At 50.3% G+C, this 26,318-nt stretch carries 27 protein-coding genes; 16 read left to right on the forward strand and 11 right to left on the reverse strand.

Features of this window, described 5'->3' with window-relative positions:
• Positions 1 to 40: 40 nt before the first annotated feature.
• The 5 genes from OU421_RS07270 (at position 41) to OU421_RS07290 (ending at position 4,478) form a co-directional block, all read left to right on the forward strand.
• Complete coding sequence (locus tag OU421_RS07270; protein WP_268185409.1) at positions 41 to 1,171, forward strand: M24 family metallopeptidase; 1,131 nt, start codon at positions 41 to 43, stop codon at positions 1,169 to 1,171.
• On the forward strand, positions 1,168 to 2,043 hold the full coding sequence (gene map / locus OU421_RS07275) for a type II methionyl aminopeptidase (protein ID WP_268185410.1): 876 nt from the start codon (positions 1,168 to 1,170) through the stop codon (positions 2,041 to 2,043). The genes OU421_RS07270 and map overlap by 4 nt, the downstream gene beginning before the upstream one ends.
• Positions 2,044 to 2,085: 42 nt before the next feature.
• A complete protein-coding gene (locus OU421_RS07280) occupies positions 2,086 to 3,363 on the forward strand; it encodes an ATP-binding protein (RefSeq protein ID WP_268185411.1) in 1,278 nt (425 codons plus the stop codon).
• Between the two features lie 18 nt (positions 3,364 to 3,381).
• Complete coding sequence (locus OU421_RS07285; RefSeq protein WP_326493487.1) at positions 3,382 to 4,107, forward strand: MBL fold metallo-hydrolase; 726 nt, start codon at positions 3,382 to 3,384, stop codon at positions 4,105 to 4,107.
• Between the two features lie 101 nt (positions 4,108 to 4,208).
• Entirely contained in the window at positions 4,209 to 4,478 is a 270-nt protein-coding gene (locus OU421_RS07290) for a DNA-directed RNA polymerase subunit L (protein ID WP_268185412.1), read from the forward strand.
• Positions 4,479 to 4,616: 138 nt separating this feature from the next.
• Here the strand turns inward: OU421_RS07290 and OU421_RS07295 are convergent, their stop codons facing one another.
• The gene (locus tag OU421_RS07295; RefSeq protein WP_268185413.1) at positions 4,617 to 5,228 is read right to left on the reverse strand and encodes a translation initiation factor IF-2 subunit beta; all 612 of its coding nucleotides are present in this window, start codon (positions 5,226 to 5,228) and stop codon (positions 4,617 to 4,619) included.
• A gap of 177 nt (positions 5,229 to 5,405) precedes the next feature.
• Between OU421_RS07295 and purL the strand changes: the two genes are divergently transcribed.
• Together purL and OU421_RS07305 are read left to right on the forward strand one after the other, a co-directional pair.
• Positions 5,406 to 7,475 (forward strand): phosphoribosylformylglycinamidine synthase subunit PurL, encoded by a 2,070-nt coding sequence (gene purL / locus OU421_RS07300; protein ID WP_268185414.1) that lies wholly within the window; start codon positions 5,406 to 5,408, stop codon positions 7,473 to 7,475.
• A gap of 55 nt (positions 7,476 to 7,530) precedes the next feature.
• The gene (locus OU421_RS07305) at positions 7,531 to 8,838 is read left to right on the forward strand and encodes a response regulator (protein WP_268185415.1); all 1,308 of its coding nucleotides are present in this window, start codon (positions 7,531 to 7,533) and stop codon (positions 8,836 to 8,838) included.
• A 127-nt stretch (positions 8,839 to 8,965) separates the two neighbouring features.
• Here OU421_RS07305 and ilvC read toward each other — a convergent pair whose 3' ends face one another.
• A complete protein-coding gene (ilvC, locus tag OU421_RS07310) occupies positions 8,966 to 9,964 on the reverse strand; it encodes a ketol-acid reductoisomerase (protein WP_326493488.1) in 999 nt (332 codons plus the stop codon).
• Positions 9,965 to 10,091: 127 nt separating this feature from the next.
• Between ilvC and mptA the strand changes: the two genes are divergently transcribed.
• The 5 genes from mptA to frhB all read left to right on the forward strand — a co-directional run bounded on the left by mptA (position 10,092) and on the right by frhB (position 15,051).
• Positions 10,092 to 11,033 (forward strand): GTP cyclohydrolase MptA, encoded by a 942-nt coding sequence (mptA, locus tag OU421_RS07315; RefSeq protein ID WP_268185416.1) that lies wholly within the window; start codon positions 10,092 to 10,094, stop codon positions 11,031 to 11,033.
• Between the two features lie 263 nt (positions 11,034 to 11,296).
• Positions 11,297 to 12,667: a coenzyme F420 hydrogenase subunit alpha gene (frhA, locus tag OU421_RS07320; RefSeq protein WP_268185417.1), complete on the forward strand. Its 1,371-nt coding sequence runs from the start codon at positions 11,297 to 11,299 to the stop codon at positions 12,665 to 12,667.
• A 9-nt stretch (positions 12,668 to 12,676) separates the two neighbouring features.
• Complete coding sequence (locus tag OU421_RS07325) at positions 12,677 to 13,240, forward strand: hydrogenase maturation protease (RefSeq protein WP_268185418.1); 564 nt, start codon at positions 12,677 to 12,679, stop codon at positions 13,238 to 13,240.
• Positions 13,182 to 14,186: a coenzyme F420 hydrogenase subunit gamma gene (frhG, locus tag OU421_RS07330; RefSeq protein ID WP_326493489.1), complete on the forward strand. Its 1,005-nt coding sequence runs from the start codon at positions 13,182 to 13,184 to the stop codon at positions 14,184 to 14,186. Before OU421_RS07325 ends, frhG begins: the two co-directional genes overlap by 59 nt.
• A 1-nt stretch (position 14,187) precedes the next feature.
• Positions 14,188 to 15,051 (forward strand): coenzyme F420 hydrogenase subunit beta, encoded by an 864-nt coding sequence (gene frhB / locus OU421_RS07335; RefSeq protein WP_268185419.1) that lies wholly within the window; start codon positions 14,188 to 14,190, stop codon positions 15,049 to 15,051.
• A gap of 173 nt (positions 15,052 to 15,224) precedes the next feature.
• Here the strand turns inward: frhB and OU421_RS07340 are convergent, their stop codons facing one another.
• Complete coding sequence (locus OU421_RS07340; RefSeq protein WP_268185420.1) at positions 15,225 to 15,644, reverse strand: hypothetical protein; 420 nt, start codon at positions 15,642 to 15,644, stop codon at positions 15,225 to 15,227.
• Between the two features lie 254 nt (positions 15,645 to 15,898).
• Between OU421_RS07340 and OU421_RS07345 the strand changes: the two genes are divergently transcribed.
• Positions 15,899 to 16,918, forward strand: a complete 1,020-nt coding sequence (locus tag OU421_RS07345; protein ID WP_268185421.1) for a zinc ribbon domain-containing protein — start codon at positions 15,899 to 15,901, stop codon at positions 16,916 to 16,918.
• 19 nt (positions 16,919 to 16,937) lie between these two features.
• Here OU421_RS07345 and OU421_RS07350 read toward each other — a convergent pair whose 3' ends face one another.
• Positions 16,938 to 17,420 carry a DUF2124 family protein gene (locus OU421_RS07350; protein ID WP_268185422.1) on the reverse strand — a complete coding sequence of 161 codons (483 nt, stop codon included), beginning with the start codon at positions 17,418 to 17,420 and terminating at the stop codon, positions 16,938 to 16,940.
• Between the two features lie 108 nt (positions 17,421 to 17,528).
• Between OU421_RS07350 and OU421_RS07355 the strand changes: the two genes are divergently transcribed.
• Positions 17,529 to 18,143, forward strand: coding sequence for an archaellin/type IV pilin N-terminal domain-containing protein (locus tag OU421_RS07355; RefSeq protein ID WP_268185423.1), 615 nt, complete (start codon positions 17,529 to 17,531; stop codon positions 18,141 to 18,143).
• 34 nt (positions 18,144 to 18,177) lie between these two features.
• Here OU421_RS07355 and OU421_RS07360 read toward each other — a convergent pair whose 3' ends face one another.
• On the reverse strand, positions 18,178 to 18,375 hold the full coding sequence (locus tag OU421_RS07360) for a hypothetical protein (RefSeq protein WP_268185424.1): 198 nt from the start codon (positions 18,373 to 18,375) through the stop codon (positions 18,178 to 18,180).
• Between the two features lie 390 nt (positions 18,376 to 18,765).
• Between OU421_RS07360 and OU421_RS07365 the strand changes: the two genes are divergently transcribed.
• On the forward strand, positions 18,766 to 19,800 hold the full coding sequence (locus OU421_RS07365) for an AI-2E family transporter (RefSeq protein ID WP_268185425.1): 1,035 nt from the start codon (positions 18,766 to 18,768) through the stop codon (positions 19,798 to 19,800).
• A 48-nt stretch (positions 19,801 to 19,848) separates the two neighbouring features.
• A complete protein-coding gene (locus OU421_RS07370) occupies positions 19,849 to 20,097 on the forward strand; it encodes a hypothetical protein (protein WP_268185426.1) in 249 nt (82 codons plus the stop codon).
• 316 nt (positions 20,098 to 20,413) lie between these two features.
• Here OU421_RS07370 and OU421_RS07375 read toward each other — a convergent pair whose 3' ends face one another.
• From OU421_RS07375 to OU421_RS07400, 6 genes are all read right to left on the reverse strand, one after another.
• On the reverse strand, positions 20,414 to 20,806 hold the full coding sequence (locus OU421_RS07375) for a molybdenum cofactor biosynthesis protein MoaE (RefSeq protein WP_268185427.1): 393 nt from the start codon (positions 20,804 to 20,806) through the stop codon (positions 20,414 to 20,416).
• Positions 20,807 to 20,811: 5 nt separating this feature from the next.
• Positions 20,812 to 21,087 carry a MoaD/ThiS family protein gene (locus tag OU421_RS07380; RefSeq protein WP_268185428.1) on the reverse strand — a complete coding sequence of 92 codons (276 nt, stop codon included), beginning with the start codon at positions 21,085 to 21,087 and terminating at the stop codon, positions 20,812 to 20,814.
• Between the two features lie 115 nt (positions 21,088 to 21,202).
• Positions 21,203 to 21,550: a hypothetical protein gene (locus OU421_RS07385; RefSeq protein WP_268185429.1), complete on the reverse strand. Its 348-nt coding sequence runs from the start codon at positions 21,548 to 21,550 to the stop codon at positions 21,203 to 21,205.
• Positions 21,551 to 21,571: 21 nt separating this feature from the next.
• Positions 21,572 to 22,108: a GNAT family N-acetyltransferase gene (locus OU421_RS07390; protein WP_268185430.1), complete on the reverse strand. Its 537-nt coding sequence runs from the start codon at positions 22,106 to 22,108 to the stop codon at positions 21,572 to 21,574.
• Positions 22,109 to 22,265: 157 nt separating this feature from the next.
• Positions 22,266 to 22,823: an HdeD family acid-resistance protein gene (locus tag OU421_RS07395; RefSeq protein WP_268185431.1), complete on the reverse strand. Its 558-nt coding sequence runs from the start codon at positions 22,821 to 22,823 to the stop codon at positions 22,266 to 22,268.
• 79 nt (positions 22,824 to 22,902) lie between these two features.
• Positions 22,903 to 26,295 carry a DUF3344 domain-containing protein gene (locus OU421_RS07400; protein WP_268185432.1) on the reverse strand — a complete coding sequence of 1,131 codons (3,393 nt, stop codon included), beginning with the start codon at positions 26,293 to 26,295 and terminating at the stop codon, positions 22,903 to 22,905.
• Between the last annotated feature and the right edge of the window lie 23 nt (positions 26,296 to 26,318).

Raw genomic sequence — 26,318 nt, forward strand, 5'->3', positions numbered from 1 at the left:
AGGATAAAAGTACTTGTGCTTTGGTCGGTAATATTCAGGCATGAAACGGCTTGATGAGGCAATGGAGAAGGCAGGAGCGGCAGCCTATGTCATCTATGCCTCCTCCCGTGACCCCGATATGCGGTACCTGACGCAGTTTGTCACCTCAGATCCTCTCTTCTATATCAAAAAACGCGGAAAAGATGGGATTCTTATCGTACCGCAGATGGAGATCTCCCGTGCACAGGACGAGGCGTCGTGCGATGCCCTCACAAGAGGAGACGCCGGATTCTTTACCTATCTCGAAGAGGAGGTCAGCCCCCGTCGTGCCGCCGCCCGTATGGTGTATGAATATGTGGAGGGAGACATCATCGTGCCGGGATCCTTTCCCCTCGGAGTGGCCGAAGATATTCGATCGTTCTGCGGGGTAACTGTTGATGCAGACACGGTGGAGGCGATGCGTGCAGTAAAGAGTCCGCGTGAGCGCGATGCCATCCGTGCGACCCAGGAAAAGACCAATGAAGTAATGGCACTCGCTGAGGAGATCATCCGCACCTCCACAGAGCGGGAGGGAGAACTCTGGTATGCGGGCGCCCCCCTCACCTCTGACGCCCTCCGCCGGGAGATGCACTGCTGGCTTCTGCGTCACGGGTGCACGGCACATCATACCATCATCTCCTGCGGGAAGGAAACCTCACAGCCACACAACATTGGGTCAGGTACTCTCCTTATTGATGAACCCATCGTGATCGATGTTTTCCCGCAGGACGAGAGGACCGGATACTTTGCCGATATGACCCGGACTTTTGTAAAAGGGGAACCATCTGCAGAAATACAGGAGATATATGACACCGTACGTGATGGGCAGACGCTCGCTGAAGAGATGTTACGGCCGGGCATTACCGGTGCAGAGGTGCACAATGCCGTCCTGGACCTCTTCAATGAGCGGGGTTATGCCACCGGTGATGAAGGATTTATCCACAGCCTTGGTCATGGTGTTGGTCTGCAGATCCATGAAGGGCCATCCCTCTCCCCGCGGGCGGACACACCGCTTGTGGCGGGGAATGTGGTCACCGTTGAACCAGGTCTCTACTACCGAAAAACGGGCGGCGTGCGCTTGGAGGACATTGGTGCTATAACCAAAGATGGTTTCGTCTGCTACACGAAATATGAGAGAAGACTGATCGTATGAACGATGATATATATTCTGCATATATGGAAGCGGGGGCGCTTGCAAAGCGTTTCCGTGAGGAAGCAGCAGGGATGGTTGTTCCCGGCGCATCTGTCCTGGAACTGGTAGACACCATTGAACAGGCGATACTCGACGAAGGGGCAGGAATTGCCTTTCCGCTCAATATCTCCATAAACGAGGATGCAGCCCACGATACTGCCGGACCGGGAGATGAACGCCTCTTTTGCGAGGGTGATGTGGTAAAAGTGGACCTTGGGGTTCATATCGACGGATATGTCGCAGACACCGCACAGACCATTGATCTGGGAGATCATGCTCTCCTCGTTGAAGCCTCGCGGGAAGCCCTCAACGCGGCCATTGCGCTGGTTTGCCCCGGTGTTACCACGGGGGAACTGGGCACAGCCATCCAGCATGAAATCGAGTCCCGTGGTTTCCGCCCGGTGGCAAATCTCACCGGGCATGGCCTCTCGCAGTATTCTCTCCACGGTGAACCGATGATCCCCAACGTCGCCATGACGGGGGGCGCGGTCATCGAAGAGGGGATGGTATTTGCGGTTGAACCGTTTGCGTCCACCGGGACGGGAATGGTCTCTGACGGCACCAGAACCCTGATATATAGTCAGATCGCAAACCGGGGGGTACGGCTGGCGTCTGCAAAACGGGTCCTGAACCAGATCCGTGACCGGCGCTCCCTGCCGTTCTCCAAACGATGGCTGACCGGAGATAAGATCGATCTCGCTCTTTCCACGCTGAAGAAGAACGGTGTGGTGCGGGGTTATCCAGTCCTTCATGACATTCCGGGATCGTATGTATCCCAGGCAGAACATACTCTCATCGTCACCGAAGATGGCTGTGTGGCAACGACCCTCTAGCCAACCTTTTTTGTTCTCTGCGTAGTACAACTCCTGTTACGCATGTCTGATGATGCTGATTCAATGGTTCTTGACCTCATGGAGATACTTCTGACGGCCTCCGTCGCCAATGATATCTCCGAGATCACGAAGAGTGATCTGCCGCAAAAATTCCGGAAAATTACAGGAATGTCCGGAGCAGCGTCAGATTTTAAACGGCCGCTGGTGATCAGCGAAGGTATGCTTGAGCGCGAGATGGGGGTGCAGAAAGCCTACGAACTGCTGCGCGCAAACCCCTTCGTCGATTATGACGAATTCGGCCAGCGTCTCTCCATCACCGCACTTGCACCTGCGATGCAGTGGTTTGTAAAGAAAGGGGGGGACAGATGGATTGAACGGAATCCTGCGCTTGCACTGTATGCAGAAAAAAATGGTATCGGAAAATTTTCCTACCAGAATGCACTGAAGAAGGTTGGACGGTTTGAAGATTCGGTTGAGTTTGTTGAGGCAAAGATTGCCCCGATCGTCGCCGAGTCAGAAGAGATGCGCAATGCCCGTGATCTGATCATCATCTACGCGCCCGATGAGATCGAGTTTAGTATGGATAATCTGGTCTGTACAGAGGGGCAGAAGGACGCGATCAAAAAGATCGATGTTGCGCTTAAAAACCGGGATTTTCTGCGTGATCACCGGATCTATGAGTTTGGGAAACTACTCTTTGTGGGACCCCCGGGAACCGGAAAGACCTCCGTTGCACTTGCACTCTCTCGAGAACTGCATATGCCCCTTCTGGAAGTCCGTCTTGCAATGATCACCTCCCAGTACCTGGGTGAAACATCCAAGAATATTGACCGTATATTTGAACTTGCACGCCGTCTCTCCCCCTGTATCCTCTTCATCGATGAATTTGATTTCGTGGCAAAGTCCCGCCTCACCGATGACAACGCCGCAATGAAGCGTGCGGTAAATATGCTCCTGAAAAATATCGATATGGTCAGTTTCGTCAAAAACGGGGTGCTTCTCATTGGTGCAACCAATCACCCTGCCCTGTTAGATGAAGCAGCCTGGCGGCGTTTTGACGATGTCGTCGAGTTCCCCATGCCTAGCCAGACCATGAGAAGAGACATCCTGCAGGCGGTAACGTCCCTGATTGAGTGCGAATGTGACTTTGATACGGTAGCACAGGAGACGGAAGGGTTCTCCGGTGCAGACCTGCGGATGATGATCAAAGAAGCAATCATTGCGGCCCTCATGGAGAATCGGCACAAGGTGACTGCAGAGGATATTGAGATAGGGATGCAGAATCTAAAGAATCGGCATGTTATCCGGAGTAGTATCTGATATCAGGTGCCCTTTCAAATGACCATAAAAATCACACTTCTCGGAACAGGTGACACCACCGGCACCCCTCTCGTCGGATGCACCTGTCCGGTCTGCGCAGAAGGTGCTGCATCCGGGAGGGAACGTCTCCGCACCTCTCTTCTGGTTGAGCATGAGGGTTTTACCCTTCTCATTGACACATCGCCTGACCTCAGGCAGCAGCTGCTTCGGGCAGGTTCGCCGCACATTGATGCGGTCCTCTGGACACATGGGCACTATGATCACTTTGCCGGGTACAACGACTTTTACCGCGTACAAAAATATCCTCCCGGTTATGGTGCGCCGGAGGTGGTGGCATACATGCAAAAACAGTTTCATTTCATTCATTTTGCCGCCCACCCGCAGGAACCCTACGTCCCGTTCACGCTGGGCGGGCTGAAGATCACCCTCGGGGAAGTGAACCATCCTCCCGCACCAACCTATGGCCTCCTGATTGAAGACGGGAATACCCGTATCGGGTATACGGCAGATACGAATCGGGACATCCCGCAGCGAACAAAAGATCTGCTCTCCGGGTGTGACTTATTCTTTGCAGACGCCCTCTTCCCAACAGGTGTCCGCCACCCGAAGCACATGAATTATTCAGATGCGGTAACACTGGCGGGAGAGCTGCATGCAAGGGATTTCCGTCTTGTCCATCTCTCCCATAAGATTGGCTGGGATGCCCAGCATATCGGGTATGACGGGGATATATTTGTAATCTGAATCGCTATTATTTGCCGGTTCTCTAGGGAGTATTCCTGGTTTTCCTGACAGGGGCAACCCATATATATTTACCCGTTCGTTTACAGAACCATAAGGTACTTATGGAGATCAAAATTCTTGAGCTCAATCCCGACAGCGTAAAGATCCTCTTTGTCGGCGAGAGTCATACCTACATGAATGCTCTGACGCAGGAGATCCTCACCGACCCTCGTGTGGACGTGGCATCGTATAACCCACAGCTTCATTTCACCGATCCGGAGTTGTATGTCTCAACGAAAGATGGGGTAGATCCCATTGCAGTTATTATCGATGCAGCACGCCGCATCAGCGCAGACTGCGCAGAATTACTGGATGCAATTGCAAAATCCTAGATAAAATAACACTTTTTTTCCATGCCGGCTGAATAAACCCCCGGCAGATCCTGCGGGTATTCTTATACTGATTATTCCTTATCACAGGAAGTGTGTACAGCGCACAGTAGCCGAAAAAAAGAAGCCGAATGGGATATATTACATCCGTTCGGTGAATACGATGGATCCAGCCACACGGGTGATCCGGATCTGCACTTTCTGGCCGGGTTTTCCGCCGCTTACGTACATAGTGTATTTCCCTATTCTGACCACACCGTCGCCACGCTTTGAGATTGACTGAATTTCCACGGTCATCTCTTTTCCCTCTTCCAGCTGGTTTGCTGCTGATTCAGCACGTGCACGGCGTTTTCTGACTGGCCTGTGACTTCCGCAGGCGTCACAACGCAGGAGCGTAATGCGGCCATCCTTTACGAGACGGGTATCGGGTTTGCCACATTCGGAACAGATGACATAGTCTTCTGTGTACTTGGTCACAAGACCTTTTATCAGGTCGAATTCAAATTTGCCGTTGAAGACCGCCCGGTTTCCGTCTATCTTGCCGGATGTTCCCAGTTCGCCCAGGAGGAACTTCATCAGGTGGTCCGGTTCACGGCGAAGAATTGATGCAATCTCTCCAAAGTTCTCGAGGACAGTTGTTTTCCCCTCGATAAACACCTTTGCCGGAGGTACCGTAAACCGTCCCTCATCACCGGAAGTCTCGGTGATATTTTCATAGGCACGGTCGAGCAGCGCTTCATATGGGTCGGTCATGCAGGTACCTTTAGTATTGTATGGTCTTAATAGTGTTTTTTACACACTCTTGGTTTCCTCCCTGATTGAGCCGGGGTATTGCACCCATAAATCCGGACCGAAATTTCCCCTGCACATCCCTGTTTGTATTACCATATGCACACCATTATTAGCGCAGGTGTCCAACCATTTTGCATCATGGTATCTGCCGGAGACCTTGCCTATCTTGAAGAACAATTGAAGCGGCCAATAACTCCGCTTGAATATGCCTGTTTTGAAAATCTCTGGAGTGAACACTGCAGTTATCGTTCAACAAAGGCATTCCTGAAGACCCTGCCGACCACCGGTGAGAATGTCCTTTTGGGACCTGGAGATGATGCAGCTATTGTAAAGTTTTCAGATGATATCGCGCTTGCCATTGGAATGGAATCTCACAACCATCCCAGTTATGTGGACCCCTATGACGGGGCGGCGACCGGAGTGGGTGGCATTGTACGGGACATTATATCCATGGGTGCCAAACCGATTGCTCTCATGGACCCTCTCTACTTTGGGCCAATAACAGAAGAAAAAAACCGGTACCTGCTTGAGCATGTGGTGCAGGGCATTGGTGACTACGGCAACTGTATCGGTGTTCCGGTTGTGCGGGGAGAAGTTCGATTTGATGAGAGGTATTCCGGCAACCCTCTCGTCAATGTTGTCTCTGTGGGAATTGTTGACCCGGAGAAATATCTCACTGCCCGGGTCAAGAAACCGGGTAATCGGCTGGTACTCTATGGTGCATCCACCGGAAGGGATGGTCTTGGCGGAGCGTCCTTTGCCTCCCGTGACCTTTCCGAGGATGCGGAGGCAGAAGACCGGCCCTGTGTTCAGGTTGGTGACCCATATACAGAAAAACTGCTCATCGATGCTACTCTTGAGATGGCAGCCACCGGAAAAGTGGTTGCATGCCGTGATCTGGGTGCAGCAGGTCTTGCGGGTGCATCGTCCGAGATGTCCTCCAGCTATGGTGCCCGCATTGAGGCGGATCGTGTTCACCTGCGGGAAACCGGCATGAATGAGGTAGAGATCATGCTTGCCGAGTCGCAGGAACGGATGCTTATGGAGGTGGCAGAAGAGGATATCCCGGCACTTGCGGCGATCCTTGAGAAGTACAGCCTCCAGTGGCGTGATATCGGTGAGGTGCTTGAAGAAAAACGCTATCTCGTCACCTTTGAGGGAAATGTGGTCTGTGATCTGCCGATTGATCTGTTGGTGGAAGGGGCGCCCGGTGAGGAATGGGCGTCCCAACCCTATTCTAAGGAACGTCCGTATGAGGCTCCGGAAGAGGATATCAAAGACCTCTGTCTTGCGGTTCTCTCCCATCCGGATGTGGCCCGCAAAGACTGGATCTCACGGCAGTATGATCACGATGTGCAACTGCGCACGGTATCTGTTGCAGGCGGTGCAGGACTTCTGCGGCTGGGCGACAGTGCTCTTTCCCTCTCCTGCGGCTGTTCTCCAAGACAGATTGAGCTCAGGCCGTATGAAGGAGCAGCAAACACTGTATTTGAAAATGCAGCCAATCTGGCCTGTGTCGGCAGTATGCCACTGTGTATTGTGAACTGCCTGAACTTCGCAAGCCCCGTTCATCCGGAGATATACTGGCAACTGGGTGAGGCTGTCCGAGGTATGGGGGACATGGCGACCGCTGTCGGTGCTCCGGTAGTTGGTGGAAATGTCTCACTCTATAATGAGAGTGATGAGTTTGGGACACAGATTCTTCCCACTCCTTCCATCGGGATGGCGGGGAAGGGTCCGGTGCTTCATTACACATTGCCGGGAGAAGGCGCAACGCTTGCTATTGCGGGCTCATCTGTCCCCGCTCTCGGAGGGTCCGTGCTTGATGTTATAACCGGCTGTGGTGGGCCTGCTCCGAATCTTGCTGATCCATCCATCCTTGAAAAGATCCGTACGTTTGTGAGAAACGGTGGGTTTGCAATAGATATATCCACAGGCGGGCTCATTGCCGCCATTGCTGAGTGTGCGCCTAAGGCCTCTGTTACCCTTGCAGGTATGGCAATACCTGCCCTCTTTGATGAATCACCGGGCCGGTTCCTGATTGCCTATACCGATGAAACTGTTGCAGAGGGACTTGATGCAGTAGAAATCGGCACCGTCGGAGGCGATGAACTTCTTATATCTGTAGAAGGAAATATTATTAGGTTAACTCCTCAGGAGACCGAAGCAGCGCTGGGTGCCCTGACATCAGTGATGTATACCGAGTAAGAGGGGCACAATACCATAACTATATTTACAAAAAAATACGGGGGGTAATCAAACAATGATGACAATTCTTCTCGCAGATGACGAACCCAGCCTTCTTGAACTGGGTAAAGTGTTTCTTGAGCGAAGCGGCGATATGAGGGTGGTCACCGCTCTCGGTGCGGAGGAAGCGATGGAGATCCTTCGCGCCACAAAAATTGACGGAATTATTTCAGACTATCAAATGCCGGGGATGGACGGCATCGCATTCCTGCAGAAGGTACGTATCCGGTATCCTGAGATGCCCTTTATGATGTACACCGGAAAAGGGCAGGAGGACGTTGTGATCTCAGCACTGAGAAACGGATGCGATTATTATCTGCCAAAAGGTGATGATCCAAAGGCAGAATTTGCTGAACTCGCCCTACAGGTCCGGCGTATGGTGAAGAACAAAAACCTTGAGAGGGATCTCAATGAGAGTGAGGAACGTTATCGCCTTATCATTGAGAATTTTACCGGCATTATTCTTCAGCGCCGTGCGGATAATCGCATCATCTATGCAAATGGTGCAGTGGAGAGAATTACCGGGTATCCGGCTGAGATGCTCATGTCGGGGGATTTCGGCTGGGACACTATTGTTCATCCTGATGACCTGCCGATTCTTTCTCAGGCAGTAGATGATGCACGGGCAGACCCGGCGGTCGTCAGTATGAGTGAATACCGGATCATCACGAAAGAGGGGGATGTGCGCTGGGTGCAGGAGTCATGCAATTATGTCCGTAAAAAGAGTGGCAAGATTGCCTCGGTGCATGGGACATTGTATGATATCACCGACCGGAAACTCATAGAAGAGCAGCTCATTGCCCAGCGTGACCTGGGCCTCTCCCTTGCAGCGGCCCGTTCTCTTGATGAAGCAGTATCTCTGTGTCTGGATACTGCATCACGCGTGGCTGAGATGGGATTTGGTGCTCTCTATCTGGAGGATGCCCAGGCCGAAAATTTCACTCTTTCCTGTGCCACCGGTTTCTCTGATACATTCCTGAAATCGATGCAGGAGATCAGCAAAGATATCCCTCTTGCACGTAGGGTTGTAGATGGGGAGTATATCTATGCCCGCTATTCGGATCTCCCGGAAATGCTTGGGTATGAGCCAGGTAAAGAGCGAATACAGGTAATTCTTGTGATCCCGATTATCTACAACAACGCATCCATCGGGTTCATCCTGCTGGGATCAAATTATACTGAAATAATTCCGGATTCAAGTCTGATGTCTTTAGAGGTCATAGCGTACCAGGTGGGAAATGTAATTGCCCGCATCTGGGTGGAGGAAATGCTTGCACAGGCAGAGGCAGGGTCTGGATTTTTCCGGCCAGCAATCCCTGAGTAACCGGAACCGAAGACAGAACTGGTAAAAATGGCTCTGTTCTCTGATCTTTTTTAAAATATATTTGGAACGACTATTTCAGGGAATGTCTCTGATTAATTGTCGTGAACTGGTTGTTCAGAGAAAAAAATTAGTCCGTGAGATCGCGGAACTGAGGCATCAGTCCGCGGACTTCACGTCCGACTGATTCAATCATATGTTCTTCACCCTGTCGTTTCAGTGCATTATAGACCGGGCGGTTAACCTGATTTTCGAGCATCCATTCGCGGGTGAATTCACCGTTCTGTATTTCGGTGAGAATCTCATCCATTGCCGCATATGCCTCAGGGCCAATAACTCGCGGGCCACGGGTGAGGTCACCAAATTCAGCAGTGTTTGAGATGGAGTCACGCATCTTCGAAAATCCTCCCTCATAGATGAGGTCAATGATAAGCTTGCACTCGTGCAGTACTTCGAGGTATGCCATCTCTGGTGCATATCCGGCATCTACAAGGGTTTCAAATCCTGCCTGGATAAGCGAAGTCATACCACCGCAGAGCACCGCCTGTTCACCGAAGAGATCGGTCTCTGTCTCTTCCTGGAATGAAGTCTCAAGTACGACAGCCCGTGTGGCCCCTATCCCTTTTGCGTATGCGAGGGCAATCTGTCGGGCTTTGCCGGTTGCGTCCTGGTGAACAGCAATCAGTGCCGGAACACCGCCGCCTTCGGTATAGACCCTCCGAACCATGTGGCCGGGACCTTTTGGTGCAACCATGATAACATCAACTGTTGGTGGTGGGACAATCTGTCCATAATGAATGTTGAAACCGTGAGAGAACATCACGCAGTTCCCTTCGCTAAGGTTTGGCATGATCTGTGCACGGTACACGCCTGCCTGAAGTTCATCCGGAAGGAGAATCATCACGACATCTGCCATGCCGGATGCGGTCGCAACATCGAAGACTTCAAAACCGTCTTTGGATGCATTCTCCCAGCTTTTTCCGGGGCGCAGGCCTATGATGACATCTAGTCCTGAATCGCGCAGGTTGAGTGCCTGGCCCCGTCCCTGGGACCCATAGCCGATGACGGCGATCCGGGAATTCGCCAGATCTCCGAGGTTTGCATCGGATTCGTAGTATTTCTGTATCATTTCTTTGTCCCCAATTGTTATCGGTTTCCTTCATAACTATTATAGCATAGGATAAAAAACCTAACATCAGGAATATGATATCTACGGATTTCATCCGTGAAATCTGTTTTTTCCATTAGAGGTTACTATGGAACTGCCTGATACACAATCAACCCAACCGGAAGTCAGAATAAATCTTACCCGTGTCGGCGTAAAAAATGTAAAGAAACTTGTCGAAGTAGCTCGTCCCGGGAAACGCCCGGTGATTTTCATATCCACATTTGATGTGTATGTGGATCTCCCCAGCAGCCTGAAGGGTGCCAATCTCTCTCGAAATTTTGAAGTGATTGATGAGGTGCTTCAACAGGCCATTGAGGGACAGGTAAGTGGTATTGAAGAAGTATGCAATGCTGTTGCCCGGAAACTTCTTGACCATCATGAATATGCTGACCGGACAGAAGTAATGATGAAGAGTCTGTACATGGTGAAACGTGAAACTCCTGTCTCCCAGACTGAGTGCCACGAGGTCGTTGAGGTGCATGCCAGTGCAGTAGCTGACAGAAACAACGGTACTCCAATTGTCCGGAGAATGATCGGTGCGGAAGTGACTGGTATTACTGCCTGTCCCTGTGCTCAGAATATCATGAAAGAGCTTGCGTCTGCAAAACTGCGCAATCTTGAGATTAGTGAAGAAAAAATTCAGGAATTTCTGGCCGAAATCCCCATGGCCACCCATAACCAGCGTGGCAGAGGGTTCCTCCTGATTGAGACTGATGACGACCAGCGGGTTGAACTTGAGACGATCATCACGATCCTGAAAGATTCCATGAGCGCCCGGATCTATGAACTTCTGAAACGTGGTGATGAGAGTCATGTGGTCTTTTCTGCACACAGCAACGCCCGGTTTGTGGAAGATTGCGTCCGTGAAATGGCCAAACATGTGGTCAACAAATTCTCGTATCTGCCCGGTGATTCTGTAATCACTATTAAGCAGACAAATGAAGAGAGTATCCACCAGCATGATGCCTATGCGGAGCGCAAGGCAACCATTGCAGAGTTAAAATCCGAAATTGGAGCAAATAATCTTTAATTTTTTTAATTTGTGCATAAAAAAACCATTTTTCAAAAAATTCCCTCTTAATTGAGGAATGAATATTGCGGGTATGGTGATTTTATCAACATAACCTTTTTGACATAAATGGTGCAGGAAACGAAACCTATTTTAAATTACTAATTGACATATCTGATACGTACTTCTTAGTGGGTACGTGTGTTGCAACACACGCTAGCGTATCTCATGACACGTGTGTGTTTGATAGCCAGAAGAACAGAATTTTAATTTAGGCGATAAATATGTCGAAAGTTGTAGAGATTTCCCCAACCACAAGACATGAGGGTCACACAAAGCTTACCATGCAGGTGGACGACAACGGTGTCGTTACCCGCGGTGACTGGCTCAGTCTTACACCTGTACGGGGTATTGAGAAACTCGCCGTCGGAAAGACCATGCACCAGGCACCAAAGATTGCCTCACGTGTCTGTGGTATCTGTCCGATTGCGCATACCCTCGCAGGTACTGAAGCAATGGAAGCCTCAATTGGCTGTATCATTCCCGATGATGCATACCTCCTGAGAGTCATTCTTCAGTGCGCAAACCGTCTGCACAGCCATGCACTGCACAACATCCTGTCATTGCCTGACATGTACATCCCGGGAACGGACACCCATATCAACCCGTTCACTCCCGAGGAACCTGTCCGCGGCGTTGCACAGAGAATTCAGAAACTCCGTGAAGTCGGTCAGACTGTCGGTGAGATCGTCGGTGGAGAACCTATTCACCCGTCCAACCCACGTGTCGGTGGTATGTACAAGAACATCTCCCCACGTGCAAAGACAAAGATCTATGATCTTGCAAAAGAGGCACTGCCCCTTGCACGTGACCACATGGAGTTCATGATCACCGTCTTCAAGGACTGGGATGCACGCCCCATGGCATCTGTTGCCGGCGGTAAAGAAGTTGAGAAGACCGAGAAGTTCGGTTTCCACGACCAGGGCTACATGGCAGCAGATCCACTCTATGGATCGTCATCACTCGACCTTGACCCACAGTGGTACCCCGAGCGCTGGACCGAAGTCCGCCCATGGGACTGGTACCAGGGTGAACTCGAAGTATCCCTCGAAGACCCGGACTACCCGATTGGCGGTACCACCCCGGTCGGCACCAAGGTATGGCCTGCAATGGAAGCATGCACCGGTGTACCCCTCTATGACGGAGCACCTGTTGAAGTTGGACCCCGTGCACGTCTTGCAATGTACAGAAACTATGACCGCAAGGGCGCAATGGGTCTGCAGATTGCACGACAGATGGAGTACATGGACTGCCTGTACAGCATGATCGAGGCTGTTGAAGCACTCGACACCAATGGAAAGGTCGTTGCTGACGAGATCCCACAGGGTGACGGTTCACTTGGCTGGGCAGCAAACGAAGCACCGCGTGGCTGTGACGTCCACCTTGCAAAGGTTTTGGATGGCAAAGTACAGTGGTATTCACTCCTTGTCCCGACCACCTGGAACTTCCCGACTGTCAGCCGGGCACTTGAGGGTGCACCGTGGCAGCTCACTGAAGTCATCATGCGTGCCTACGACCCATGTGTGTCCTGTGCAACCCACATGATGGTGGTCGACGACTCGAAGAAGGTAGTGGCCCAGAAACTGTTCCAGTGAGATAGTCAGATGCTTGACTGGTACGCAAGACAGATGATTGTGGGTGTGGGAAATCCGCTCTATACCGATGACGGATTCGGACCTGCAGTCATCTCGGAACTCAAGAAGCTGTCCCTTCCGGACGACCTGAAAATACTGGATGTGGGCCTTGCCGGGCCGCATTTCCTCTTCACCCTTATAGCAGAGGCGGAGCAGCCGGTCGAGAAGATGGTCATCGTTGACATCCTCGATTTCGGCGGCAGCCCCGGTCAGGTGGCGAAGGTTTCCCCGGATATCCTTGTCGGTGAAAAGACGGGCCGCTATATGGACCCGCATTCATGGGGAGGGTTCAAGGAACCGCTGACTGAGCTCGGAAAACGGACCGAAGTGATAATCATTGGGTGCCAGCCCGAGAGCATCGAGATATCCGATATTGATAATGAATCAGAGGATGTCGACTTCTGGCTCACTGAACATGTTAAATTGGCCATTCCGAAGGCAGTGCAGATGGCACTTGCTGAAGTAGGAGTGGAATATGGGACTACTATCACGTCTGAAGGAAATCTTCACGGGGAACAAGCCGGAAGAACCTGAGGCAGCATCTGAACCGGTTACCGTTCCGGAACCGTCTGCAGCTCCAAAATCTGCTGCAGCACCTGAACCGGTGACTGTTCCGGAGGCCCGGCCCGAAGCAAAACCAGCTGTGAAACCCGGCGACGTGAAGGTTGAAAAAAAGCCTGAAACACAAGAAATGGAGGAAAAGCCTGTGGCTGAAAAAATTACGATTGGACACGTACACATGTCCGGATGTACCGGATGTCTCGTGTCTCTCGCAGACAACTACGAAGGTCTGTTTACGCTGCTTGACAACTATGCAGACCTCAACTACTGTCTGACTCTCGCCGATGTGCGCGACATCCCAAAGATGGACGTCGCACTGGTCGAGGGATCAGTCTGTATCAACGACCACCACTCTGTGGAGGATATCAAGAAAGCACGTGAGAATGCAACCATTGTCGTTGCACTCGGCAGCTGTGCGGCATATGGTAACATCACCCGGTTCGCCCGCGGTGGACAGTGGAACCAGCCCCAGCATGAGGCATACGTGCCCATCGGTGACCTGATCAACGTCGACCTGCACCTTCCCGGATGTCCGCCATCCAAGGAAGCAATCAGGAATGTCGCTGTAATGGCATACCTGCTCCTCAGAGGAACTGACGAACAGAAGGAACTTGCAGCAGCATACCTCAAGCCCCTCATGGACCTTGCCCAGCGTGGCAATGAGGCATGTGGATGTGACCTGATCTACGATGTCATCAACCAGGGCATCTGTATGGGATGCGGTACCTGTGCCGCCGCCTGTCCGGTCCGTGCAATCACCATTGAAGGCGGAAAGCCAAATGTTGACCGTGATCTCTGTATCAAATGTGGAGCATGCTACGCACAGTGTCCGCGCAGCTTCTTCAACTTTGATGTGATGAACCAGTTTGAGGCTATCAGCGAAGCAATTGATGCTGCTATGGGCAAGGGAGATGAGTAAAATGGTTCTCGGAAACTACAAGAACTGTGTATCCGCACGTGCAGCTGACCCGGCAATTCTCTCCGCATCCCAGGACGGCGGAATTGTCACCCAGCTCTTTGCATTTGCACTTGAAGAGGGCATCATCGACGGTGCCATTGTTGCAGGACAGGGCGATGAGCCATACAAGCCCGAGCCTGTTGTTGCAACCACCGTTGCAGAACTGATGGAAGCACGCGGTACCCGCTACACCATCTGCCCCAACGTATCCATGATCAAGGAGGCAACCCGGTCCTACGGTCTCGACAAGGTCGGTATCGTCGGCACCCCGTGCCAGATCCAGGCTGTCAGGAAGGCACAGCTCTACCCGATGGGTATGCGTGCAGTCCCTGACAAGATTGCGCTTGCAATCGGTATCTTCTGCATGGAGAACTTCCCCTACCAGGGTCTCGAGACCATGGTCGAAGATCTCTGCAACGTGAAGATGGAGAGCGCTGTCAAGATGGACATCGGCAAGGGTAAGTTCTCGGTCTACACCGAGCGTGGTGCAGTCTCACAGATCCCGCTCAAGCTCACTCACAAGTTTGAACAAGGCGGTTGTCATGTCTGTCTGGACTACGTCGCAAACCTCGCTGACGTTTCAACCGGCTCAGTCGGAAGCCCCGACGGCTGGTCAACAGTATTCACCCGCACAAAGGCCGGTGAGAGCATCTGGGGTAAGGCCATCGAAGCAGGATACTTCGAGACCAAGCCCATTGAGGATGTCAAGCCCGGTCTGGACCTTGTTACCAAACTCGCAACCGACAAGATCACAAAGAACCAGAAGACTCTTGACGAGCGTGCAAGCTTTGGCGTAGGCAAAGGTCTGCGCAACCCATATATCTAAACCAATTTTTTTGAGTTTTGTTTATTTCGTCTCCTTTGAAGACATTTCATTGAGTCACTCATATATTAGTCAAATTTACCGTGTATGTCTGCTTACGGATATTTTACTGAATTCAAAAGAATTTCTGGCAGAATAAGTCTGGAGAGGTGAATTTGGGGTTTTTTGGGGATGATTCAGGAAGTCTGGACAATATTTCCACGAATTCCGCTTTGAATTTCTCCACCGAAAAACCCGCCAATTATTGACGGGATAATGTAGATGAGCCCGATAAACGCTGCATACAGCGATCCGTTTGTCCCCGAAAAGGCTTCCGGATTCGCGAGTGATGCGTATGCAAGTATCAGGACTGCCGAAATAATCCCTGTGATAATTCCGATGGAGAGTCCTTCTCTTCCATACCGCCAGGCTCGTTTCCACGATGTGTTCCGGTATTCACATTTCGGTACACCAGAACTTCCAACAATTGCCCCAAGGGTGGCGGTCAGCATTGGAAAGATCCACGAGAATGACTGTCCGTCATAGATTGCCAATACAACCATACAGATGTTGAGAACGCATGCCAGAAGAATTCCAAGCATCTCTTTTGCATTCATAGTACGTGTCTCACTGGTCAATCCTTCTCTTTATATTTTGTGATTAAAAATCTTTCTTTATGTTGCGCAAAATGTGGGGAAACTATTTATGCAAATTATTGATTGTTTTAATTCTTTTCTCTTGGAATTGGGCATATACACTTCTGACACTGCATGTAATTTCACCTCTATTGTTATTTGGAGGAAGCAGAACCCGTGTAAACGGGAGAAAAGATATTATCATTTTGGCGATTATATTTTATATGGGTTAATATATGTTCTGTCCGAACTGTGGCGCAAATATTCCAGAACGTTCAGGTGTGTGTCCGGAGTGTGGTACTGAAATTTATGTAGCACAAAGCCTCGATGATGATGAGCATGATCCGTTCATTGTGGCAGAGGATGTACGTGACGTTCATACCCCATTTGGGCCGGTCCAGCCGGTGCCTGAGGATGAAGAAATAATACCCCGTTCTGCAATCATTGAGGCCGAAGAAGAATTGTCGGAAGAAACGCCAGATGCCGTATTGGGCGCGTCTGTTGGTGGTGCTGATGAATATATCCGGCCGGATGAGGATATCCTGTCTGGAGGGCCTGATGCAGGTCAGGCTCGGACAGATGATGTGCTCTTCGCTCCTGCTGCAGATGGTCAGGACGTTGGTACCGGGGAAGAAGATGGATCCCTTATCCGCGAATCCCTCCCTGATGATATTCCTTCACCGGGCCCGTCATGTAATGGTCAACAGGAATATACTGAATCATTTGATAGTGCAAAAACAAAATCCCGTGTTGTAAAACCATGTTCACATGCCGATCTGCCCTATCCCTCTCGCAGACGCCCTATGATCTCCGGACTGGCAGTGATGATTCTTGTGGTGCTCGGTATTGCCATCCTGATATATGGTCCTCCCGGACAGAGTCCTCCGGACTCGGGTGTGGTGGTTCCGACACCACTGCCAACTGCTGTTCCGGATACAACCCCGGTCCCTGTTACCGAAACAGCTCCTCCCTGGACGCCCTCTGAAAATCTGATTCTTTCGGTATCTGCCTATGGCGGGGGATATAAAGTGGAGATAGACAATGGTCTCAAAGCGAATGAGGTGGAAACAATTCTCCTGACAGTTGAGGACAACGGCGGCCTTCACACGATGGAATGGGTCTATCCTTCCCGACATGAATCATTCTTTATGGCGAGAGAGGCCTACAACGGCACAGCATCTGCAATCGAACATGTGACAGCCACAGCGACCTTTACGGACGGAAAAAAAGAGGTTGTCTTCTCTGGTGATCTCTGAAGAGATCCCGGAAATCTGATTATTTCCAGACTTCGACCGGATCTATCTGAGCATTGATAACCATATCAAAGGCAATTTTTTCCACCCATCCTGCACGCCGGAACATGTCCATGAAGCAGATACCCACAATTTTTGCATCATACCCGGCAATGGTCTCCTGCACCATCTCAGCTGTTACCGGCTCATTTGGCATGGCAAGACCGCCCATTACGACAATAACCTTTGGGTCAAAGGTTTCCGGAGCGTGGGATGTGACCTGCATGCCCACATGCGGGACCGGTTTGAGGACTTTTGCTGAAGATTCGTCCAGCCGGGGCACAAAGATATATTCAAACGGCAGGTCACGGGTTGCATAAGTGAGCAGTTCAATAAATGGGGTGCATGTTCCGGGGCATCCGTAGAACGCCACCTGATCGGTGTCCATAATGCCGGATTCAGTCATGAATTTCTTGAACGGGCGCAGTATTCCTGCAAGGCTTGATCCTGATTCCTGTAACTCCATGCTTTCTTTCTTGTGTGCGAATGAGAAAAACCTTGCTTCTAAATCAGTAGAGACGTGAAACAATATGCTATAAACATAGACTACACATCATCTGGTAGGGGAGACGGGGTGAGTAGAGGTAACAGGGTCCGGTTGCTAAAAGTTCTGAATGACGATATCGGGCTTACCGGACTTGAGGGCGCCATAATCCTCATTGCGTTTGTGATTGTAGCCTCGGTCTTTTCCTTCACGATTCTGGGTAGCGGTTTTTTTGCAACTGAAACAGCACAGGATGTTGTGTATACCAGTGTGGATCAGTCTGCATCATCACTGATGATCATTGGTGATGTCTATGGATACCGGTCTTCCGGAGAGGATGCCGTTGAAATGCTGCGTTTCACGGTTAGCCCTTCTGCAGGAGGGGGGAAGGCCGTCAATCTCAGCGGAAGCACAGTAACCTATGTCACATCTGAACATATCCTTCCCCTCCTGCAAAATTCCCCTCTTGTATCAACCATGCCCCCCCTTCCCGGGAGATGGACGATATCTGACATCACCTCTTCCGGGGATTCATCTGTCATTCAGTTTAATGAACAGGCAACAATTATGGTTCATTTGCCGGAATCGCATCTGGCATATCAGGGAGAGCTAATTACCGTCACTCTGATTCCTCCCACCGGTACAGCAGTCACTCTCAGTCGAACGGTCCCAGGTAAAATTAGTGATATTACGATTCTTATGTAAGCGTTAGTTTTCTGGACTGTTCAATGCAGTTTTGTCATTCCCATTGTTTTCCGAAGACTGGTTCTTCATCAAACGGAGTGATGCGTTTTGCATCTGCGGAATAGGTGACTTCAGCTGAATTACGGATTGCCTCTTCAAAATGTTCCGTGGCACTCCAGATGGCTTCACGCCTGGATTCGGCCCCCCGAACCCGCATTTTGACAGTCAGTGTGACCATCCATCCATCTTTCATGTATGCTCCTTTTTGTAGTATGCGATCATCTGTCCGGGTATTAAATATATGGTGGACGTGAGAGATTCTGCTCAGATTGGAGCGATAAACGTGATTCAATTTGAAAAATATCATAGATATTTTGTATTATGTCATATTTGGCATGAATTACCCCGTTTTTGTGATGGCCCTTCGAATAAATATGAGATATTGTGGAATGCGGCAGTAAATGAGCATAAGGGAGAAAAATAATACCTGATATTCTCCAACCCGGAGACACTTAGATTAAATAATACGAATTACGTTACTATTTTTGAACAGAGAATAACGTCTGGAAATTTTCGCCGGATTCAGGGATTATTTTTCCAGGTTACGGTTTGTTTATATGAGGGAATGAGGTATAAATGAGCAATGAATTTTGAAAAAAAGAGGAGAGACTGGTTTGTCGTTGGCATATCGGTTATTCTGATTCTTTTGATCACGGTAATGTTTCGTGCCCTGCTCAATCCCCTCATCATCTCAGGAGCACTGGCAACGGTTCTGATACCCTTCCATAATAGTATAAAAAAACATCTTCCACCGGCTTTTTCGTCCTTTCTTATCACAACCGGTGTGGTCATCTTTATTGTTGTGATGTTAATGGTCTCCTTGAGTGCTGTATTTGCAAACGGAGAATATATACAGGAGGTTGTTAACAGTATCTTTGCCTTGCTTTCCATAGACGGAGGAGTATTGGGCCTGGATGTGAATCCGGTGGTCTTTGACCTTCAGTCCATAATCAATGGTATTATCACCGCAGTGCAGGGCTCTATAGGTGAGATTCTGGGCGCAACCGCCTATTACTCAATTATTTTTATGATTCTTTTCCTTTTTCTATACCTCTTTATTTTATACGGGGAACGTATGTTTCATGAAATCTGGTCCCTTGTGCCCACAGAATCAAAACCAAAAATATCCATTCTCAATGCGCTAATCTCGGATTCACTATATTCTCTGATTATTGTCCATGTTGGAATTGCGCTGATTGTCTTTTTTGCTGCACTGCCGTTCTTTATGATCCTTGGATACGGGCATGTGTTGTTCTGGTCGGTCATATGTGGAATATTTGCATTAATCCCTGTCTTTGGGCCAGTAGTAATCATTGCTTTTCTTGCAGTCTATGCGCTCTCGCTTGGGGATTATTTCGGGCTTGCGTTGATCCTGGTTATAGGATGGCCACTCCTGTGTGCGATTCCGGACTGGTATTTGCGCCCTGTATTGATGGGAAAACGTTCAAAACTCAATGCTGTATTGATATTTATTGCCCTGTTTGGTGGTATCGCTGTCATGGGAGTGATGGGTTTTCTCTATGGCCCTTTGGCACTTGCAATTCTGACAGGTGTGTACCGGATCTGTGTTGAGGAGTTCGGGGGAAAAAGCAGTATCCTTCAGGATACTTCTCCCTGATCTTTTTTGTACCTATTTATGATTTGCATGTGAGAGCTATTTCCGGATATGTACCTCCCATTTTCGATTAATTATGCTGGGAATTCTCTCCTTTTTCTTCCTGAAATAGGAGTTATGCTGGAAAAGAAGCGAATATACTCTGGGAAATTGCTAAAACAGTCCGGAAAGCAGAATGTACACGTTAAAAGTTTTTTCAAAAAAACGGGTATGACATCCGGGGAGCGAAACATGCTGTTCCCCTGCTGTCCCCGGATAAATGCCTCTAAAATGGAATATACCGGTGATCGGGAGAAATAATGCTGCCGTCCGGATATTTTCTTTATGGTTCACAGCAGCCGTGTGAATACCATTGCATTGTTCGGTCCAGGGAGACAGTGAAAGGGAGGTCTTTTTGTACTACAGAACGTGATGGCACCCCCACCCAGGTGGTTAAGAGAAATATCTTTGAGCGTGGTATCAGGATTACAGCATGATATGGCCTGGTATTGTCCTACAAAATACCTGCAGTCATTGATGTCAGGATTGGGGGATTGTGGCTAAAAAAGAATATTTAGTCTTCCTGATATCTGGACCGTCTTATTCAACCGCTCATTTTCGGTAAAAATTTTTGCGGCTAATCGTGCCAGTGTGATTCGCCTGTGGCGGTGATATCTTTTTTCCAGATCGGCACATATCGTTTGATCTCTTCGATGATGAACCGGCACCCATCAAATCCTTCTTCGCGGTGGGCGGCACCGGCAATGATGACAAGAATAGTCTCCCCTTTCTCTAATAGGCCGTCGCGGTGAATGATATCAACCGATATGAGTCCGAATTTATCCATTGCTTCTGCTGCAAGTGCTCTGAGATCAGCGATTGCTGTCTCACGGTCTGCCTCAAACTCGATTGCTTCAATACCGTCGTCACGCACGGTGCCAACAAAGACCACTTGGGCACCCATGTCTATATCACGTGACTGCTGTATGAGTGACCCGATATCAATATCTTCTTTCTGTATGGAAATCATGGATTTTATCCTCCTGATACTGGTGGGTAGATTACCAGTACATCGCCGGCTGTCAGGGTAGTCTCTTCTGTCTCCCTTGCAGAAAGCCGCTTCCCGTTCAGCATAACGGTAATATGCGGGTGCAGCGTGCCGTCAGGGACAAAGAGTAACTCTGTGCACCCCTCATCTTCACAAAGGCTGTACAGGACATTTTTTGGTTTGGCATCACCGGTTGTTTCAATCGTTCGCGCTTCTCCGAATATCTCGCGGAACCGGGCAAAACTGCGTATTGTAATCTTCATATCATTCTCCTCAATAACAGTTTGCCCGTTAGTGGTTTCTCTGTTATTTGCATTCAGTTCTGTTCTCTGATACATCTCTGAGTTAATTTTTGTGGTATACCTTGGGAACCTGTTTTTAAATAAAACAGTCTTCACTGCTGCGGTAGGCATTCAGCATCTCACGCCGGGCACTCCTGCCAAGATGTTTAGTGATCTGATCCAGAAATGAGGCGAAGTAAACCGGAGAAAGGCAGCAGAGACTTTCTTCACCACTGAGAATGAGTCCAGTGAGATATTTCAGCTCATCTGGGGTCAGGCGGGAGATTCGCTCCCTGAAATCATCCGCATCTGTGGCGTAATGGTTTGCTAAGGGCGGCAGAACAGAGCGATAAGGAGCACCGGATTCCGAACAGAAGAGCTCAACACATTCCGGTGCACATTTTTTCAGGATCTCCTGATCTTTTTCTGAGAGTTTGCGTGCCATATTTAGATACCTTTTGCGGGATTATTCAGTGACATCCACAATCTGTGTGAACGGCTCTGGGTAATGGACAACACCGTGCACATCGCGCAGAACATTTGTTTCCAGGCCGAGGACCATGAAGTATCCTTCCGGCACATCCCATGGTGGTTCTATTTCATGCTCTTTTGCTGATTCGAAACGGAACCTGCGGTAATATCCTGGTTCGCCCAGGACAACGATTATCTTTGCTCCTTTCTGATGTGAACGATGAATGCCCTCTTCGATGAGTGCGGTACCAATCCCTCTTTTCTGGAACGCTCTAAGGACAGCCACCGGGGCAAGGGCAAGGGCGGGAGTCTCATCGCAGTCTGCCGTACGAATGACCACCGGTGAGAAGAGTACATAGCCGACGATATCCCCGTCTTCAACACAAACAAGTGACAGTGCAGGATCATAGGCATCGGAATTACGTATCGCAGCTACTAGTTCCGCCTCATCTTTCCGGCTGAATGCGTCGGTGAGAACCTTAGCAATACCTGCAGCATCTTCGGGTTTTTCTGTTCTGATCGTCCATGCCATGATATTGACATGTATGGCGCTGACCGCTAAATAATATTCAGGTTATCTCTTTGACAGATGATAGGTGGACGGTTGCTCCTGTTATGACGTGCATCGAAGCTCTGATTGAATAATGGCTGATATCTGGTTAGCCTGAATATGATCAAAAAAGAAATAATTATTTCTGTGTCATAAGACCGGTAATCACGACCACGACACCCCATGCAATCAGAAAGATTCCAAGAACATAGATAAAGGCCAACACTGTCAGGGGGTACAGCAGCACATAGAATGCAAGAATGATGGCGATGATCCCGGCAATTACGAGAAGTATTTTGTACCAGGTACTGTCTTTCCCGGTAAAGGCCTGGAAAAGATTCGTAATTCCGGTTAGCATTGCCCAGAAGGCAACCAGATAGGTAATCGTAAACCATGCACTGAGTATATTCGTGAAGACCATCAGACCAACGATGATAGCAAGTATGCCCAGAATGATAAGTGCAACAGAACGTCCTGTGCCGCCCTCATGAGGCTGGAATGCCTGTGCGATGGTCATGATGCCCCAGACTACTACAAATGCCCCGATGAAGTAGCCTAAAAAGAGGGTAACATATGCCGGCATGGCGACACAGAAGATCCCAAATATTACTGCAATGATTCCGAGGAGAACGAATGTCCACCACGATGGAGTGAACCCAATCGTTTCTGCACCTTCATTCTCAATGATTTCAGTCACTATTTTTCACCAACGCAATGATATGCAGATGCGGTATTTAAAATGACCGAATTACTGGATAGAAAAAGAGGAATGATTATTATGGCTTCCTGATCCTGGTTGCCAGGGCGGTAAGAAGCAGTCCGAATCCTCCCAGTAAAACACCAAAGCCGGGTGTGGCGGTCGGGGTGGGTTGTGTGGTTTCCGAACCTGGTGTCACGGATGGTTCCGGAGTATTAACTGGTGCCTGTGTCGGAATCGGGATATCTGACGGCTGTTTGGTGGATTCCGGTGATATCTCCTTGGTTGCACTGGCAAAGAGGGCGAACAGACTGAAATGGGTAATCTGTGCGGTCACCGTCCGCTCAGCGGCATTGATGGTAACCGGGATCTCCTCCCATTTGTTCCCCGCTTTGTCGAAGTACCAGAGGGAGGGCGTCTTCCCGGAAAGCGCGTTCCACTCTTCCTCGGTAAAGCTGAAGGTCATGGTGATGGCAGGGGAGAACTGTGCACCGGATGGGGTGCACTCGTATGCCTTTCCTGTGAAGCTGAAGGTGGTACCCGGTGACTTCCCCGAGAGATCTGCCTGAGGCGTGATTGTCACTTCACTAAGTGGATTATCCGAGCTGTCCAGGGCGTAGGTATTTATCCCGATGTTAAGCGAGGCAATTCCGTCCTTTGCGATGACCGTGGTGGTCCTGAGGGTTTTGCCTTCCTGTGATGTCAGGAGGGTTCCGGTATTCCGGCTCGTAATGGATGCAGGAACTGCATCGTCATCTCCACTGTCATCCGAATACGGTGCGGTGACGCTGATGTATTCCGGTCGGATTTTTGTGTCATAATCATTTCCGTCACTCACTGTCAGGTTTACGGAGTAATGGCCTACTGTTCCGTAGGTATGGCTCACGTTCTGTGTGGTTGCATCGATGATGCCGTCATTCTCGAAGTCCCATGCCCATGTGGTGGCGCCTACGGAGAGATCCGTGAACCGGACCGTGAGGGGGGCAGTGCCGTAGGATGGTGTTGCGGTGAAGTTTGCCTGCAGCGTAGTGTCTGGTGTCTCCACGACGAGGATGGTGGTCATGGCATACATATTGTCGCCCTTGTTCTCCACCATCCTGCTCTGCATCGCCGCCTCGTTGTCTCCGTCCGTGAGTGCGTCCGTGACGTCGTATACAGAGAATCCAACCTGCGGGTCTCTCAGGTAGTCTGTCCAGAATCCTTCGTATTCCTGTCCGTTGAATATGAATGCGCTCTTGTTTTCATCTCCCGCACCGCCGAGGATGGTCACTGCGGTTGCCTTCTCTACTCCGTCCTTCACAACACCGGTGAACGGTGCGAATACGGTCGCCTCGGTATCGTTCACTGAGTATGTCGTGTATGAGTAAATCATATCGAACTCTTCGTTCAGCCATATCGCCCTTGGTGCGGTTTCCGGGTCTTCATAGACGACGACAAGGTATGCGCCGTATATGCCGTAGTCGTTGTCCGCCTCTGGTGTGATGGTCATGACGTTGCCCGTGGTGTCGAAGGCAGCGGTCACATCATAGACATACATACCGTACGGGAAGCTGTACGATCCGAATCCCTTGATATCCTGGTAGTTCTCCGCCGGCTGTACGACGTCTCCGTTGAAGGACATGGTGAACGTCGGGTCAGTGCCCATCTTGTTGTATGTCCATGCCTGGTAGAGACGTGCGTTCACGACGGTCGCCCCTTCCGGCACGGGGAGGTCTTCGGCGGACCAGTTGTATGTCTGTTCCGTCCATAATTTGTTGTTATATGCGGTGTTTCCGGCAGACCAGGTCACGTTGTAGTGTCCGTCATAGGATGCCACGGTATCCTGGTCATCTCCGTCGGTCCATCGCTTGCCCTTGTATCCGTTGTTGTATACGGTGAGTGTCTTCGTGAGTGCGTTGTTTGTCTCATCCGACTCCTCTACCGCTACGGCAGTGTCCGCGGTCGCGGTTACCGTGACCGAATCTCCACCGGTGCGGATACTGGGGTCCGCAACGGTCACGGTGGTTGATGCGTGAGCCGCGAGGCCGCTTACCTCTTCGGTGTACTGGGTTCCTGCGACATCAATGATGACGGTGAATGCTCCCGCATCCGTCGTTCCGTTGTTCTTCACGGTTGCTGATACAGTGTTCGGCTCGTTTGCAAAGAGGTCATTGCCCGCAGCGCTGTTCGGGGTGATGGCCGTTACGTTCAGGTCGACATCCGCGGACTGCGCCATGAGGATGGTGGTCATGGCATACATATTGTCGCCCTTGTTCTCCACCATCCTGCTCTGCATCGCCGCCTCGTTGTCTCCGTCCGTGAGTGCGTCCGTGACGTCGTATACAGAGAATCCAACCTGTGGGTCTCTCAGGTAGTCTGTCCAGAATCCTTCGTATTCCTGTCCGTTGAATATGAATGCGCTCTTGTTTTCATCTCCCGCACCGCCGAGGATGGTCACTGCGGTTGCCTTCTCGACTTCGTCTGTCACAACACCGGTGAACGGTGCGAATACGGTCGCCTCGGTATCGTTCACTGAGTATGTCGTGTATGAGTAAATCATATCGAACTCTTCGTTCAGCCATATTGCCCTTGGTGCGGTTTCCGGGTCTTCATAGACGACGACAAGGTATGCGCCGTATATGCCGTAGTCGTTGTCCGCCTCTGGTGTGATGGTCATGACGTTGCCCGCGGTGTCGAAGGCAGCGGTCACATCATAGACATACATACCGTACGGGAAGCTGTACGATCCGAATCCCTTGATATCCTGGTAGTTCTCCGCCGGCTGTACGACGTCTCCGTTGAAGGACATGGTGAACGTCGGGTCAGTGCCCATCTTGTTGTATGTCCATGCCTGGTAGAGACGTGCGTTCACGACGGTCGCCCCTTCCGGCACGGGGAGGTCTTCGGCGGACCAGTTGTATGTCTGTTCCGTCCATAATTTGTTGTTATATGCGGTGTTTCCGGCAGACCAGGTCACGTTGTAGTGTCCGTCATAGGATGCCACGGTATCCTGGTCATCTCCGTCGGTCCATCGCTTGCCCTTGTATCCGTTGTTGTATACGGTGAGTGTCGTGGTGAGACTGTTATACGGCTCAGAGGTCTCCTCAACTTGCCCGTCTGTGTCGGCCGTGACGGTGACAATGACGCTGTCGCCGCCGGTACGGAGGGTGGCGTCTGTTATCATGACGGCAGTGGAGGTGTCCGCTGCAAGACTGTCGACGTCAGCGGTGTATTCTGTTCCTGCGACATCAAAGCGAACGGTGAATGCGCCTATATCCGTTATCCCTTCGTTCTTTACCGTTGCCGTGATGGTGTTCGGCTCGTTTGCGAAGAGATCGCCGCCTGCCCCGCTGTTGGGGGAGATATCCGTTACGTTCAGATCCATGGCTGGTGAAATTGCACCCACCGGCACAATCGACACCATAAGCAGGAGTGCGAGGAGAAGAATTGTTCTGTCACGCTTTTCAGGGCTAAATGTTTGTTTTTTTTTCATACCTTCACCACTTTGGTTACCTC

Origin of the sequence: Methanogenium organophilum (genome assembly GCF_026684035.1) — an archaeon.
GTDB classification, from domain to species: domain Archaea; phylum Halobacteriota; class Methanomicrobia; order Methanomicrobiales; family Methanomicrobiaceae; genus Methanogenium; species Methanogenium organophilum.

What these genes read in the sequence shown, in the direction of transcription:
- OU421_RS07345 (WP_268185421.1), top strand. Translation starts at nt 15,899, where the DNA reads ATGTTCTGTCCGAACTGTGGCGCAAATATTCCAGAACGTTCAGGTGTG.
- ilvC (WP_326493488.1), bottom strand. Translation starts at nt 9,964, where the DNA reads ATGATACAGAAATACTACGAATCCGATGCAAACCTCGGAGATCTGGCG.
- OU421_RS07285 (WP_326493487.1), top strand. Translation starts at nt 3,382, where the DNA reads ATGACCATAAAAATCACACTTCTCGGAACAGGTGACACCACCGGCACC.
- purL (WP_268185414.1), top strand. Translation starts at nt 5,406, where the DNA reads ATGGTATCTGCCGGAGACCTTGCCTATCTTGAAGAACAATTGAAGCGG.
- OU421_RS07370 (WP_268185426.1), top strand. Translation starts at nt 19,849, where the DNA reads ATGTACCTCCCATTTTCGATTAATTATGCTGGGAATTCTCTCCTTTTT.
- OU421_RS07375 (WP_268185427.1), bottom strand. Translation starts at nt 20,806, where the DNA reads ATGATTTCCATACAGAAAGAAGATATTGATATCGGGTCACTCATACAG.
- frhB (WP_268185419.1), top strand. Translation starts at nt 14,188, where the DNA reads ATGGTTCTCGGAAACTACAAGAACTGTGTATCCGCACGTGCAGCTGAC.
- OU421_RS07380 (WP_268185428.1), bottom strand. Translation starts at nt 21,087, where the DNA reads ATGAAGATTACAATACGCAGTTTTGCCCGGTTCCGCGAGATATTCGGA.
- map (WP_268185410.1), top strand. Translation starts at nt 1,168, where the DNA reads ATGAACGATGATATATATTCTGCATATATGGAAGCGGGGGCGCTTGCA.
- OU421_RS07390 (WP_268185430.1), bottom strand. Translation starts at nt 22,108, where the DNA reads ATGGCATGGACGATCAGAACAGAAAAACCCGAAGATGCTGCAGGTATT.
- OU421_RS07280 (WP_268185411.1), top strand. Translation starts at nt 2,086, where the DNA reads ATGTCTGATGATGCTGATTCAATGGTTCTTGACCTCATGGAGATACTT.
- OU421_RS07365 (WP_268185425.1), top strand. Translation starts at nt 18,766, where the DNA reads ATGAATTTTGAAAAAAAGAGGAGAGACTGGTTTGTCGTTGGCATATCG.
- frhG (WP_326493489.1), top strand. Translation starts at nt 13,182, where the DNA reads ATGGGACTACTATCACGTCTGAAGGAAATCTTCACGGGGAACAAGCCG.
- OU421_RS07290 (WP_268185412.1), top strand. Translation starts at nt 4,209, where the DNA reads ATGGAGATCAAAATTCTTGAGCTCAATCCCGACAGCGTAAAGATCCTC.
- OU421_RS07350 (WP_268185422.1), bottom strand. Translation starts at nt 17,420, where the DNA reads ATGGAGTTACAGGAATCAGGATCAAGCCTTGCAGGAATACTGCGCCCG.
- OU421_RS07270 (WP_268185409.1), top strand. Translation starts at nt 41, where the DNA reads ATGAAACGGCTTGATGAGGCAATGGAGAAGGCAGGAGCGGCAGCCTAT.
- OU421_RS07295 (WP_268185413.1), bottom strand. Translation starts at nt 5,228, where the DNA reads ATGACCGACCCATATGAAGCGCTGCTCGACCGTGCCTATGAAAATATC.
- OU421_RS07340 (WP_268185420.1), bottom strand. Translation starts at nt 15,644, where the DNA reads ATGAATGCAAAAGAGATGCTTGGAATTCTTCTGGCATGCGTTCTCAAC.
- OU421_RS07325 (WP_268185418.1), top strand. Translation starts at nt 12,677, where the DNA reads ATGCTTGACTGGTACGCAAGACAGATGATTGTGGGTGTGGGAAATCCG.
- OU421_RS07385 (WP_268185429.1), bottom strand. Translation starts at nt 21,550, where the DNA reads ATGGCACGCAAACTCTCAGAAAAAGATCAGGAGATCCTGAAAAAATGT.
- OU421_RS07400 (WP_268185432.1), bottom strand. Translation starts at nt 26,295, where the DNA reads ATGAAAAAAAAACAAACATTTAGCCCTGAAAAGCGTGACAGAACAATT.
- OU421_RS07305 (WP_268185415.1), top strand. Translation starts at nt 7,531, where the DNA reads ATGATGACAATTCTTCTCGCAGATGACGAACCCAGCCTTCTTGAACTG.
- frhA (WP_268185417.1), top strand. Translation starts at nt 11,297, where the DNA reads ATGTCGAAAGTTGTAGAGATTTCCCCAACCACAAGACATGAGGGTCAC.
- mptA (WP_268185416.1), top strand. Translation starts at nt 10,092, where the DNA reads ATGGAACTGCCTGATACACAATCAACCCAACCGGAAGTCAGAATAAAT.
- OU421_RS07360 (WP_268185424.1), bottom strand. Translation starts at nt 18,375, where the DNA reads ATGAAAGATGGATGGATGGTCACACTGACTGTCAAAATGCGGGTTCGG.